Source organism: Streptomyces sp. NPDC020884 (assembly GCF_044333935.1).
Classification (GTDB): domain Bacteria; phylum Actinomycetota; class Actinomycetes; order Streptomycetales; family Streptomycetaceae; genus Streptomyces.
Map to the genome: position 1 here is coordinate 1 of NZ_JBIRRY010000015.1, position 12,720 is coordinate 12,720.

Here is a 12,720-nt window from a genome sequence, read left to right on the forward strand (position 1 = left end):
ACCTCGAAGTCGACTTCCTTGGTCCACTCGACGCGTGCCTTCTTGGCGAGGCCCCAGGGGTTGCCCTTCTTCTCGAGGTTCTTGAGCATGGTGCCCGCCTCGGAGGGGAACGCGGACTCGATCATGACCTGGTAGCGGCGCATGTCGACGATGTGGTCGATGTGCTCGATGTCGACGGGGCACTGCTCGACGCAGGCGCCGCAGGTGGTGCAGGACCACAGGACGTCGGGGTCGATGACGCCGTTCTCCTCGGCGGTGCCGATCAGCGGGCGCTCGGCCTCGGCGAGAGCGGCCGCGGGCACCTGGGCGAGCTGCTCCGCGGTGGCTTTCTCGTTGCCTTCCATGTCCTTGCCGCCGCCGGCCAGGAGGTAGGGGGCCTTGGCGTGGGCGTGGTCGCGCAGGGACATGATCAGGAGCTTCGGCGAGAGGGGCTTGCCGGTGTTCCAGGCGGGGCACTGCGACTGGCAGCGGCCGCACTCGGTGCAGGTGGAGAAGTCCAGGATGCCCTTCCAGGAGAACTGCTCGACCTGGGAGACACCGAAGGTGTCGTCCTCGCCCGGATCCTCGAAATCGATCTCCTTGCCGCCCGACGTCATCGGCAGCAGCGCGCCGAGCGCGACAGCGCCGTCGGCGTTCCGCTTGAACCAGATGTTCGGGAAGCCCAGGAAACGGTGCCAGGCCACACCCATGTCCGTCTTGAGCGAGACCGTGATCATCCAGATGAAGGACGTCGCGATCTTGATCATGGCGACCAGGTAGGTCAGGTTCTGGATGGTGCTGAGGTCGAGGCCCTTCAGCGCGGCGATCAGCGGGTACGAGGCGAAGAAGCCGAGCTCCCAGCTGTCGACGCCGTGCTGCACCCCCTCCAGCGCGCGGAGCGTCATGATGCAGAGGCCGACGATGAGGATGACGGTCTCGACGAAGTACGCCTGGCCGGTGTTGGACCCGGAGAACCGGGACTTGCGGCCGGCTCCGCCCGGACGGTTCAGCTGCCGGATGACGATCAGGGTCAGGATGCCGACCGTCGTCATCAGGCCGAGGAACTCGGTGAAGACCTCGTAGGGCAGCCAGTCGCCGATGATCGGGATCAGCCAGTCGGCCTGGAAGAGCTGGCCGATGGCGTTGACGATCGTCAGCAACAGCGAGAAGAAGCCCACGGCGACGAACCAGTGCGCCACTCCGACGATGCCCCAGCGGTTCATCCTCGTGTGGCCGAGGAACTCCCTCGCCACCGTCACCGTGCGCTGCACGGGTTCGTCGGTACGGGTGCCGGCGGGGACGTTCTGACCGAGTCGCACGAAGCGGTAGATCTGCGCGATGGCTCGGACGAACAGCGCCGCGCCGACCACCATCAGAACCAGCGACACGATGATCGCGGCGAGTTGCATTTTGGGGGCTCCTCGAGCCTGCGAGAGCGGGGTCCGGTTACTACTGCCCACTACTACTGAGCGGTAACTTATTTAGTCTGTGCTGACACTATCCACTTATTCCGCCGTGCTGTAGCCGGGGTGCCGGTGATCTGTGTCGCTCAGGTATGCCTTGGTTCGGCGGGCCTTCCGTAGCTTCGCCCGCAGGGGGCCGCGTGCGGCTTCGGCCAGGATCGCCAGGTCGAGCACCACTCCATGGTGCTCTGCGTAGTGCTGGTCCAGCAGGGCGGGGTCGTCCCACGGCATGCCGGAGCGGGCGCGCACCTGCGCCAGCCCGGTCAGGCCCGGCCTCAGCTCCTGCCGCCACTGCCGGGCGCCGGGCCCCGCGGCCCGTGGGTCGCCCGGGGCCAGTGGGGCGGGTCCGACCAGGGACAGCTCGCCCCGTACGACGTGGGGGAGCCGGGAGAACAGGTCCAGCCGGAGCCTCCGGGTGCGCAGGGTGCGCAGTTCGAAGACCCGGCCGCCGAGGCCGGTCCGGCGTCGCAGGTCCCAGGCTCCGCCCGGGGTGTGCCGTGCGGTCAGGACGAGGGCCGCCACGGCGACGGCGGGGGCGGTCAGGACCAGCAGGACGGTGCCGAGGGCCAGGTCCAGTGCCCGTTCGGCCGTCGTGCGGGGGACGAAGCGGTCCGTCAGCCGCCCGGCCCGGTCGGCCAGGCCCGCCAGGCGTGCCGCGGGGCGGGAGGGGAAGTGGCTCCTGGTCGTCCCTGCCACTGTCCTGTACGGGGACGGGGACGAGGGCAGGGGCAGGTGGGGGCGCGGGGGCGGGTGATGTGGCTGCGCCTCGGGCGGATCCGGTTGCGTCGCGGTCGGCTCCGGCTGAGGTTCCGGCTCCGGTCGGGGTTGGGGCCGGGGCTGGAGTTCGGTCTGCCCGGGTTCCTGGGGGCGCTGGTTCCCGTGGTTCTGCTTCCGGTCGTTCTGCCGGTCGTTCTTCCGATCGTTCAGGGGCTTCTGGTTCTTCGTGTTCTTCTGCCGTACGCGCGGCTTCCTCGCGTTCTGCATCGCGCCCGCCCGGGGTTCGAGGTTCGATGGTGTGGCGATCCACGGTGAAACCTGCCGGTCGGTGACGGTTGCTACCGTCTCGCGGCAATTTGTGACAGAACGATCCCATGGTGGGACGGTGGGGTGGGGGGTGCGCGAGGGGTGTGGCGTGCGTCGGTGCGCTCGTGAGGCGGCCGTGGGGCGGCCCCGGGGCCGAGATGTGCTCCGGATAAGCACTTAAGTTGAGCCCGCCCGACTCAGGTCTGTTGACTCAGGGACCGGCGTCATGCATCCTTGAGTCAGATCCACTCAAGTAGTCAGTTGGAGGAATTGAAATGGCACGTGCGGTCGGCATCGACCTGGGCACGACTAACTCCGTCGTCAGCGTTCTCGAAGGCGGCGAGCCCACCGTCATCACCAACGCCGAAGGCGCCAGGACCACGCCGTCCGTCGTCGCCTTCGCCAAGAACGGCGAAGTGCTCGTCGGCGAGGTCGCCAAGCGCCAGGCGGTCACCAACGTCGACAGGACCATCCGCTCCGTCAAGCGCCACATGGGCACTGACTGGAAGATCGAGATCGACGGCAAGGGCTTCAACCCGCAGCAGATGAGCGCCTTCATCCTGCAGAAGCTGAAGCGTGACGCCGAGTCCTACCTGGGCGAGAAGGTGGCCGACGCGGTCATCACCGTCCCGGCGTACTTCAACGACTCCGAGCGTCAGGCGACCAAGGAGGCCGGTGAGATCGCGGGCCTGAACGTCCTGCGCATCGTCAACGAGCCCACCGCCGCCGCCCTGGCGTACGGCCTCGACAAGGACGACCAGACGATCCTCGTCTTCGACCTCGGTGGCGGCACCTTCGACGTGTCCCTCCTGGAGATCGGCGACGGCGTCGTCGAGGTGAAGGCCACCAACGGTGACAACCACCTCGGTGGTGACGACTGGGACCAGCGCGTCGTCGACTACCTGGTGAAGCAGTTCGCCAACGGGCACGGCGTGGACCTGTCCAAGGACAAGATGGCTCTCCAGCGTCTCCGCGAGGCCGCGGAGAAGGCGAAGATCGAGCTCTCGTCCTCGACCGAGACCACGATCAACCTGCCCTACATCACGGCGTCCGCCGAGGGCCCGCTGCACTTGGACGAGAAGCTCACGCGCTCGCAGTTCCAGCAGCTGACCTCGGACCTCCTGGACCGCTGCAAGACCCCGTTCCACAACGTCATCAAGGACGCGGGCATCCAGCTCTCCGAGATCGACCACGTCGTTCTCGTCGGTGGCTCGACCCGTATGCCGGCCGTCGCCGAGCTCGTCAAGGAGCTGACCGGTGGCCAGGACGCCAACAAGGGTGTGAACCCGGACGAGGTCGTCGCCATCGGCGCCTCGCTCCAGGCCGGTGTCCTCAAGGGCGAGGTCAAGGACGTCCTGCTCCTCGACGTCACCCCGCTGTCCCTCGGCATCGAGACCAAGGGAGGGATCATGACCAAGCTCATCGAGCGCAACACCACGATCCCGACCAAGCGTTCCGAGATCTTCACGACGGCCGAGGACAACCAGCCGTCCGTGCAGATCCAGGTCTACCAGGGCGAGCGCGAGATCGCGGCGTACAACAAGAAGCTCGGGATGTTCGAGCTGACCGGTCTGCCGCCGGCCCCGCGCGGTGTGCCGCAGATCGAGGTCGCCTTCGACATCGACGCCAACGGCATCATGCACGTCGCCGCCAAGGACCTCGGCACCGGCAAGGAGCAGAAGATGACCGTCACCGGCGGCTCCTCGCTGCCGAAGGACGAGGTCAACCGGATGCGCGAAGAGGCCGAGAAGTACGCGGAGGAGGACCACGCCCGCCGCGAGGCCGCCGAGTCGCGCAACCAGGGCGAGCAGCTCGTCTACCAGACGGAGAAGTTCCTCAAGGACAACGAGGACAAGGTCCCCGGTGACGTGAAGACGGAGGTGGAGACCGCTGTCGGCGAGCTGAAGGAGAAGCTCAAGGGCGAGGACTCCGCCGAGATCCGTACGGCCACCGAGAAGGTCGCGGCCGTCTCCCAGAAGCTGGGCCAGGCGATGTACGCCAACGCCCAGGCCGAGGGTGCCACCCCGGGCGCCGAGGCTCCGGGCGACGACCAGGCCAAGGCCGCCGACGACGACGTCGTCGACGCCGAGATCGTGGACGACGAGAAGGACACCAAGGGCGGTGCGGCGTGACCGAGGAGACTCCGGGCTTCGAGGAGAAGCCCGACGTCCCCTCCGGCGCCACCCCTGATGACGCCGAGCCGAAGGCTGCCGCCCCCTCCGAGGAGGAGGCGGCGGCCCCGGCCGGGGACACCGACCCGACCGTCGGTCTGACCGCGCAGCTGGACCAGGTACGCACCGCGCTCGGCGAGCGCACCACGGACCTCCAGCGGCTCCAGGCCGAGTACCAGAACTACCGTCGCCGCGTCGAGCGGGACCGGGTCACGGTCAAGGAGATCGCCGTCGCGAACCTCCTGTCCGAGCTCCTGCCCGTGCTCGACGACGTCGGCCGCGCGCGGGAACACGGCGAGCTGGTCGGCGGCTTCAAGTCGGTGGCCGAATCGATGGAGACCGTCGTCGCGAAGCTGGGCCTCCAGCAGTTCGGCAAGGAGGGCGAGCCCTTCGACCCGACGATCCACGAGGCCCTGATGCACAGCTACGCGCCGGACGTCACCGAGACGACCTGCGTGGCGATCCTGCAGCCGGGGTATCGCATCGGCGAGCGCACCATCCGCCCCGCGCGGGTGGCCGTCGCCGAGCCGCAGCCGGGCGCCACGCCCGCCGCGGCCAAGGAAGAGCAGACAGACGACGAGGAGAGCGGTGGCACCGAGGAGGTCTGACGGCAACCCGTCCGATCACCACGGTGCACACCGACCGGTCCGGCGGCCGGCCCACGGGCCGGCCGCTCGGCCGATCGTCCGGAAGGAGGGACGTCGATGAGCACGAAGGACTTCGTCGAGAAGGACTACTACAAGGTCCTCGGCGTCCCCAAGGACGCCACGGACGCCGAGGTCAAGAAGGCGTACCGGAAGCTCGCCCGCGAGTTCCACCCGGACGCCAACAAGGGCGACGCCAAGGCGGAGGAGCGCTTCAAGGATATCTCCGAGGCGAACGACATCCTCGGTGACCCCAAGAAGCGCAAGGAGTACGACGAGGCGCGCGCCCTCTTCGGCAACGGCGGCTTCCGTGCCGGTCCCGGTGGTGCGGGCGGCAACTTCAACTTCGACCTGGGCGACCTCTTCGGCGGGGGCGCCCCGGGCGGCGGTGGCGGACAGGGCGGCGCGGGCGGCGGCTTCGGCGGCGGGGGCGGTCTCGGCGACGTCTTCGGCGGGCTGTTCAACCGCGGCGGCACGGGCACCCGCGTCCAGCCGCGGCGCGGCCAGGACATCGAGTCCGAGGTGACGCTCAGCTTCACCGAGGCGGTCGACGGGGCCACGGTCCCGCTGCGGATGTCCAGCCAGGCGCCCTGCAAGGCGTGTTCCGGCACCGGGGACAAGAACGGCACCCCCAGGGTCTGCCCGACCTGTGTCGGCACCGGCCAGGTCTCGCGCGGCAGCGGCGGCGGCTTCTCGCTCACCGACCCCTGTGTGGACTGCAAGGGCCGGGGCCTCATCGCCCAGGACCCCTGCGACGTCTGCAAGGGCAGCGGCCGGGCGAAGTCGGCGCGCACCATGCAGGTGAGGATCCCGGCGGGCGTCTCCGACGGTCAGCGGATCCGGCTGCGCGGCAAGGGCGGTGCGGGCGAGCGCGGCGGTCCGGCCGGCGACCTCTATGTCGTCGTCCACGTCGACGCCCACCCGGTCTTCGGCCGCAAGGGCGACAACCTCACGGTCACCGTGCCCGTCACCTTCGTGGAGGCGACGCTCGGCGGCGAGGTGAAGGTCCCCACTCTCGGCGGCCCCCCGGTCACCCTGAAGCTTCCCGCCGGCACCCCCAACGGGCGTACGATGCGCGCCCGGGGCAAGGGCGCGGTGCGCAAGGACGGCACCCGTGGCGACCTCCTGGTCACCGTGGAGGTCGCGGTTCCCAGGGACCTGGGCCAGGAGGCCCGGGACGCCCTGGAGGCCTACCGGAAGGCGACCGCGGACGAGGACCCGCGGGCGGAACTGTTCCAGGCTGCGAAGGGAGCTTGAGATGGACGGCCGTCGACGCAATCCGTACCAGCTGACCGATGAGACGCCGGTGTACGTGATCTCGATCGCGGCCCAGCTCTCGGGTCTCCACCCGCAGACACTGCGCCAGTACGACCGCCTCGGCCTGGTCTCCCCGGACCGTACGGCCGGGCGCGGCCGGCGCTACTCCACCCGCGACATCGAGCTGCTGCGCACCGTGCAGCAGCTGTCGCAGGACGAGGGCATCAACCTCGCGGGCATCAAGCGGATCATCGAGCTGGAGAACCAGGTGGCAGCCCTCCAGCAGCGCGTCGCCGAGCTCTCGGCGGCGGTGGACGGCGCGGCGGTCGCCATGCAGCAGCGCGAGGCCCAGGTGCACGCCTCGTACCGCCGGGACCTGGTGCCCTACCAGGACGTGCAGCAGACCAGCGCGCTGGTGGTCTGGCGGCCGAAGCCGAAGCGGCCGACGGACTGAGGGCCGTCCCCCGGCGGGACCCTGGGTACGCCCACGGGGCCGGGAGAGCGTTCACGCGCTCTCCCGGCCCCGTGGCGTGTGCGGGCGGGCCCCGTTCCTACGGCAGGGCGGTGCTGACCGCGTCGACCGCCATCATCCACATCGGCTGGCCGCCGGTGCCGAACGCGGCGGCCAGGGCGTAGCCGATCGCCGCGTCGGTCGGCTCGACGGCGGCGTCGGCCCGCCATTCGGCGATCACCCGCCGGTCGCCGTCCGAGGAGAAGTCCCCGAGGTGGGTCCCGTCGCGGGTCAGCCGGCTGCTCGGGATCGAGTCGGGCACCAGCCGGTAGGACGTACCCGCGCAGCGGACGTCGACCCGGTAGGAGCGGCGGCGGAGCTTCCCCTTGCCGGGCGCGATCGTCGCGTCCCGGCCGTCCACGGTGAGTGTGAGGCGGTGGGGGTCGCGGGTGCCGATGGCGATGTGGTCGTCGATCGCGGCGCCGGGTGCGCGGGTGAGGGTGACGCGGGGGATTCCTTCGCCGCTCACGACGAGTATCTCGCCGTGCTCGCCGACGAGTTCGACCAGGATGTCCCCGTGGTGGTCGTCCTCGACGGCGGCGGGCAGGGGGGTGGTGTCGGTCATCTGGGCTTCGTGGTCCTTCTGTCGCGCGGAAGGTGTTCGTCAGGTCGGTCAGGACTGACGTAGGGGATTCTCTCGGGACGCGGGGGAGTCCGCCCGGCCCCGCGGCCGGGCGATCCGGCGGGTCAGTGGCTCTGGTCCAGGATTCCCGAACGTGCGATCAGATAGCCGAGTTGGGCGCGGCTGCTGCTCCCCAGGGCGGCGGAGAGTTTGGCCACGTGCGCACGGCAGGTCCGGACGTTCATGCCGAGCCGGCGGGCGATGGAATCGTCGACGTGTCCTTCGATGAGCAGTTGGGCGATGGAGCGCTGGACGCCGCTGATTCCCTGCGGCATCGGGTCGTACTTGACCTCTTCGAGAAGTGGCGCGGCACGGGTCCAGAGCTGCTCGAAGACCTTCACAAGATATTCGACGAGGCCGGGGTGGCGCAGTTCGAGGGCGACCTGGCGGTCGTCCTGCGCGGGGATGAAGGCGACCGTGCGATCGAAGACGATCAGGCGCTCTATGAGTTCCTCGAGGGTCCGGATCTCCACGTTGTCGTTGGCTATCCGCTCGGCGTAGGCCAGCGTGCTGGGGCTGTGGCGCACCGTGTGCTGGTAGAGGGTGCGGATGCGCACCCCGCGGTCGACGACCGAGAGCCCGCGTTCCAGGGATTTGCTGAGCTGGTCCTCATTCCGTCCGCCGCCCGGTTGGACGGTGAGCACCTCGGTCCGGCATTCCGTGGTCGCGAGATCGAGGGCGGCATTGATCCGGTTGACGCCCTCCAGCACGGTGATGGCATGCGTCATGGGCGGACCCTGGGCGCTGATGTCCATGAAAGGCTCGAAGGACTCGGTCAGTTCCATCGAATGCCGTCGGCGTTCCTGGATCTCGCGTTCTATGGGATGCAGGTGCTGGGCCAGCGCCGCTGACGGCGGCACCGGCCGGAGCCAGCCCGGGTCGTCCGGGTCGGGATGGAGCAACGCGAATTCCATCAGGCACGGAGCGGGTTCCAGTTCGGATCGGGCGATACGGCCGGACCGGAGCGCGGTGGCGTAAAGACGCCCCCCTGCTTCGCATAGTTCGGTGATCCCGTGAGGATGTGTCGTCTTTGTGTGGCTTGTGGTCATTTCTCCACCCCCCAGGTTCCTGAACATTCAGGAACATGATGCATCGACCCAGTGGTGTTCGCGTGCCCAGGTGGGACATCGTCTTAGGTGCGGGGGAGAAGAATCCACAAGTGAGGACGAAGCCGACTATGTACAAGCGAATGCTTCGCTCGGCGCTTGCCGCCTCGTTCGTCGCGGCCCTTGGACTCGGGCTGACGGGCGTCGGCGTCACGGGCGGCAGCGGCGAGGAAAAGGCTGTTCAGGCGGCAGCGCCCGGCGACATAGGCTGGATCGCGCCCGCCGCGGTCCCAGGTGACATCGGTTGGGTCACTCCGGCCCGCACGGACGCATGAGCACCCCGCCGGACGACCGCACCTTCCGGCGCGAGATGGCAACCGCCTATCGCTCAGGGTGGCATTTCATCGATCTGCTCACGGCCCTCCCCCGCCGTGGCGACTCGTTGATGGTCACCCTGTTCGGAGAGCCGATCGTCGTGGTGATGGAAGAGGACGAGGACGTCCGCGCCTATCGCTGCCTCCGTCGGCCTCGCGGGGCGCCGCAGCCGGTTCGCTGCGCCGTCAGGTACGGCATGATCTTCGTCAACCTCGATCAGCGGGACCACGAGCTGTTCGACGCGGAACCCCTTTCTGCCACCCCCCGCAGTGCCTGAGCGATTCCCCCGTCGTCACCTATCGCTCCGGCGCTCCCCCACACAGCGGCGCCACCGTGACCTGAACACGGTGGCGCCGTTGTGCTGTTCCCGTTCAGGGGCCGCTGTCCTCGTCCGCGGGGTCAGGCCTTGCCGAGCGCCCGGTCGAGGGTGATCTCGATGACGACCCGGGTCGGATTGACCCGCGGCGCGCGGCCGTAGCGCTCCTCGTGGCGGGCCTCCGCGTCCGCGACGGCCTCCGGTTCGGTGCGGATGACCGCGCGGCCCTCCAGGGTCGCCCAGCGGGCCCGGTCGATCTGACAGACGGCGACCCGGGCCCCGCCGGGGCCCGCGGCCCGGATGTGGGCGACCTTGCGGCTGCCGCCGTCGGTGATCACGCGCGCCACCCCGGCCCGGGGGTCGTACGTCACGCACACCGGCACCACGTGCGGCGTGCCGTCGGGGCGGGGTGTCGTCAGAGTGGACAGGTGGCTCTCGCGCCAGAACGCGACGTATGCGGGAGCGGGATCGTGTACGTCTGCCATGGAGGCAGCGTACGAGCACTCCCATCGGAGGCCCGCAGCGCGTGCGCGCATGCCCTTGAGTGGAATAGACTCAACTTTGTGTACGTTGATTAAGTCAACACAGGACACAGGCGCGACCCGCCAGCTGCGAGGAGGAGTAACCACACGTGGACGCCGAGCTGACCAACAAGAGCCGGGATGCCATCAACGCGGCCACCAGCAGGGCGGTGAAGGACGGGCACGCCGACCTCACGCCGGCGCACCTGCTGCTCGCGCTGCTGGGGGGCGAGGCCAACGAGAACATCATCGACCTGCTCGCCGCCGTCGAGGCCGACCAGGCCGCCGTACGGGCCGGGGCCGAGCGGCTGCTCGGGGGACTGCCCAGCGTCACCGGCTCCACCGTCGCCCCGCCGCAGCCCAACCGCGAGCTGCTCGCCGTCATCCAGGACGCCGCCCAGCGGGCCGAGGAGCTGGGCGACGACTACATTTCCACCGAGCACCTGCTGATCGGCATCGCCGCCAAGGGGGGCCGCGCCGGGGAGATCCTCGACGGGCAGGGCGCCGGCGCCAAGAAGCTGCTGGCCGCATTCGAGACGAGCAGGGGAGGGCGCCGAGTGACCACACCCGACCCCGAGGGCCAGTACAAGGCCCTGGAGAAGTTCGGCACCGACTTCACGGCCGCCGCGCGCGAGGGCAAGCTGGACCCGGTCATCGGCAGGGACCAGGAGATCCGCCGCGTCGTGCAGGTGCTGTCGCGCCGGACGAAGAACAACCCCGTTCTCATCGGCGAGCCCGGCGTGGGGAAGACCGCCGTCGTCGAGGGGCTCGCCCAGCGCATCGTCAAGGGCGATGTTCCCGAGAGCCTGAAGAACAAGCGGCTGGTCTCCCTGGACCTCGGCGCGATGGTCGCGGGCGCGAAGTACCGCGGCGAGTTCGAGGAGCGTCTGAAGACCGTCCTCTCCGAGATCAAGGAGAGCGACGGCCGGATCATCACCTTCATCGACGAGCTGCACACCGTCGTCGGCGCGGGCGCGGGCGGCGACTCCGCGATGGACGCGGGCAACATGCTCAAGCCGATGCTGGCCCGCGGCGAGCTGCGCATGGTCGGCGCGACGACGCTCGACGAGTACCGCGAGCGCATCGAGAAGGACCCCGCCCTCGAGCGCCGCTTCCAGCAGGTGCTGGTCGCCGAGCCCTCCGTCGAGGACACCATCGCGATCCTGCGCGGGCTCAAGGGCCGCTACGAGGCCCACCACAAGGTGCAGATCGCGGACTCGGCGCTGGTGGCCGCCGCCACCCTCTCCGACCGCTACATCACCTCCCGCTTCCTCCCGGACAAGGCCATCGACCTGGTCGACGAGGCCGCCTCCCGGCTCCGTATGGAGATCGACTCCTCGCCGCTGGAGATCGACGAACTCCAGCGCTCCGTCGACCGGTTGCGCATGGAGGAGCTGGCGCTGAAGAACGAGTCCGACGCCGCCTCCAAGCAGCGCCTGGAGAAGCTGCGCCGCGACCTCGCCGACAAGGAGGAGGAGCTGCGCGGCCTCAACGCCCGCTGGGAGAAGGAGAAGCAGGGCCTCAACCGGGTCGGTGAGCTCAAGGAGCGTCTCGACGAGCTGCGCGGCCAGGCCGAACGCGCCCAGCGCGACGGCGACTTCGACGCCGCCTCCAAGCTGCTGTACGGGGAGATCCCGGGGCTGGAGCGGGAGTTGGAGGAGGCGGCCGAGGCCGAGCAGGAGGCCTCCAAGGACACCATGGTCAAGGAGGAGGTCGGCCCGGACGACATCGCGGACGTCGTCGGCGCCTGGACCGGCATCCCGGCCGGACGGCTGCTGGAGGGCGAGACGCAGAAGCTGCTGCGGATGGAGAGCGAGCTGGGCAAGCGGCTGATCGGGCAGAGCGAGGCCGTGCAGGCCGTCTCCGACGCCGTACGCCGGACCAGGGCCGGGATCGCCGACCCCGACCGGCCCACCGGCTCGTTCCTCTTCCTCGGCCCCACCGGTGTCGGCAAGACCGAGCTGGCCAAGGCGCTCGCGGACTTCCTGTTCGACGACGAGCGGGCCATGATCCGCATCGACATGAGCGAGTACGGCGAGAAGCACAGCGTCGCCCGCCTCGTCGGAGCCCCGCCCGGTTACGTCGGTTACGAGGAGGGCGGCCAGCTCACCGAGGCCGTCCGCCGCCGCCCGTATAGCGTCGTGCTCCTGGACGAGGTCGAGAAGGCCCACCCCGAGGTCTTCGACATCCTGCTCCAGGTCCTCGACGACGGCCGGCTCACCGACGGCCAGGGCCGCACGGTCGACTTCCGCAACACCATCCTCGTCCTCACCTCCAACCTCGGCAGCCAGTTCCTGATGGATCCCCTGGTCAAGCCCGAGGTGAAGAAGGAGCAGGTGCTGGACGTGGTGCGGGCCTCGTTCAAGCCGGAGTTCGTCAACCGGCTCGACGACCTGGTGGTGTTCTCCGCCCTGTCCGGCGACGAGCTCGCGCACATCGCGGGGCTCCAGATCGACCGGCTCGCCAAGCGGCTGGCCGACCGCAGGCTCACCCTGGAGGTCTCGCCCGAGGCGCTGGCCTGGCTCGCCGAGAAGGGCAACGACCCGGCGTACGGGGCGCGGCCGCTGCGCCGGCTCATCCAGACGGCGATCGGCGACCGGCTCGCCAAGGAGATCCTGTCCGGCGAGGTCCGCGACGGTGACACCGTACGGGTGGACCGGGTCGAGGACGGGCTGGTCGTCGGCCCCGGCGCGTGACCACCGGTCACCGAGTGTCGCACTCTGTGGGCGAAGGCCCGGCGGATCCCGTCCTCACGCGCTGTCTGTCAGCTTGTGGCGGATAGCGGCCGCCGG

At 69.6% G+C, this 12,720-nt stretch carries 12 protein-coding genes; 7 read left to right on the forward strand and 5 right to left on the reverse strand.

Features of this window, described 5'->3' with window-relative positions; genetic code table 11:
* Together ACH4UK_RS35075 and ACH4UK_RS35080 are read right to left on the reverse strand one after the other, a co-directional pair.
* The coding region (locus tag ACH4UK_RS35075) for a 4Fe-4S dicluster domain-containing protein (RefSeq protein ID WP_398363028.1) at positions 1-1,388 on the reverse strand (1,388 nt) is incomplete at its 3' end.
* Between the two features lie 96 nt (positions 1,389-1,484).
* Positions 1,485-2,138, reverse strand: a complete 654-nt coding sequence (locus tag ACH4UK_RS35080; protein ID WP_398363029.1) for a sugar transferase — start codon at positions 2,136-2,138, stop codon at positions 1,485-1,487.
* Positions 2,139-2,740: 602 nt separating this feature from the next.
* On the opposite strand from ACH4UK_RS35080, the gene dnaK reads away from it, so the two are divergent.
* From dnaK to ACH4UK_RS35100, 4 genes are all read left to right on the forward strand, one after another.
* The gene (gene dnaK, locus ACH4UK_RS35085) at positions 2,741-4,597 is read left to right on the forward strand and encodes a molecular chaperone DnaK (RefSeq protein WP_398363031.1); all 1,857 of its coding nucleotides are present in this window, start codon (positions 2,741-2,743) and stop codon (positions 4,595-4,597) included.
* Positions 4,594-5,244, forward strand: coding sequence for a nucleotide exchange factor GrpE (grpE, locus tag ACH4UK_RS35090; protein ID WP_398363032.1), 651 nt, complete (start codon positions 4,594-4,596; stop codon positions 5,242-5,244). Before dnaK ends, grpE begins: the two co-directional genes overlap by 4 nt.
* 96 nt (positions 5,245-5,340) lie before the next feature.
* Positions 5,341-6,537 (forward strand): molecular chaperone DnaJ, encoded by a 1,197-nt coding sequence (gene dnaJ, locus ACH4UK_RS35095; RefSeq protein WP_398363033.1) that lies wholly within the window; start codon positions 5,341-5,343, stop codon positions 6,535-6,537.
* A 1-nt stretch (position 6,538) separates the two neighbouring features.
* The gene (locus tag ACH4UK_RS35100; RefSeq protein ID WP_398363035.1) at positions 6,539-6,991 is read left to right on the forward strand and encodes a heat shock protein transcriptional repressor HspR; all 453 of its coding nucleotides are present in this window, start codon (positions 6,539-6,541) and stop codon (positions 6,989-6,991) included.
* A gap of 97 nt (positions 6,992-7,088) precedes the next feature.
* Here ACH4UK_RS35100 and ACH4UK_RS35105 read toward each other — a convergent pair whose 3' ends face one another.
* Together ACH4UK_RS35105 and ACH4UK_RS35110 are read right to left on the reverse strand one after the other, a co-directional pair.
* Positions 7,089-7,613, reverse strand: a complete 525-nt coding sequence (locus tag ACH4UK_RS35105; RefSeq protein WP_398363036.1) for a hypothetical protein — start codon at positions 7,611-7,613, stop codon at positions 7,089-7,091.
* Between the two features lie 122 nt (positions 7,614-7,735).
* Positions 7,736-8,719: a helix-turn-helix transcriptional regulator gene (locus tag ACH4UK_RS35110; RefSeq protein ID WP_398363038.1), complete on the reverse strand. Its 984-nt coding sequence runs from the start codon at positions 8,717-8,719 to the stop codon at positions 7,736-7,738.
* Positions 8,720-8,847: 128 nt separating this feature from the next.
* Here ACH4UK_RS35110 and ACH4UK_RS35115 point away from each other — a divergent pair, with 128 nt between their 5' ends.
* A complete protein-coding gene (locus tag ACH4UK_RS35115) occupies positions 8,848-9,051 on the forward strand; it encodes a hypothetical protein (RefSeq protein WP_398363040.1) in 204 nt (67 codons plus the stop codon).
* Positions 9,048-9,368, forward strand: coding sequence for a hypothetical protein (locus ACH4UK_RS35120; protein ID WP_003967571.1), 321 nt, complete (start codon positions 9,048-9,050; stop codon positions 9,366-9,368). Before ACH4UK_RS35115 ends, ACH4UK_RS35120 begins: the two co-directional genes overlap by 4 nt.
* A 122-nt stretch (positions 9,369-9,490) precedes the next feature.
* Here the strand turns inward: ACH4UK_RS35120 and ACH4UK_RS35125 are convergent, their stop codons facing one another.
* Positions 9,491-9,892, reverse strand: a complete 402-nt coding sequence (locus ACH4UK_RS35125; RefSeq protein ID WP_398363042.1) for a TIGR03618 family F420-dependent PPOX class oxidoreductase — start codon at positions 9,890-9,892, stop codon at positions 9,491-9,493.
* Between the two features lie 146 nt (positions 9,893-10,038).
* Here ACH4UK_RS35125 and clpB point away from each other — a divergent pair, with 146 nt between their 5' ends.
* Positions 10,039-12,624 (forward strand): ATP-dependent chaperone ClpB, encoded by a 2,586-nt coding sequence (gene clpB / locus ACH4UK_RS35130; protein ID WP_398363044.1) that lies wholly within the window; start codon positions 10,039-10,041, stop codon positions 12,622-12,624.
* Positions 12,625-12,720 lie beyond the last annotated feature (96 nt).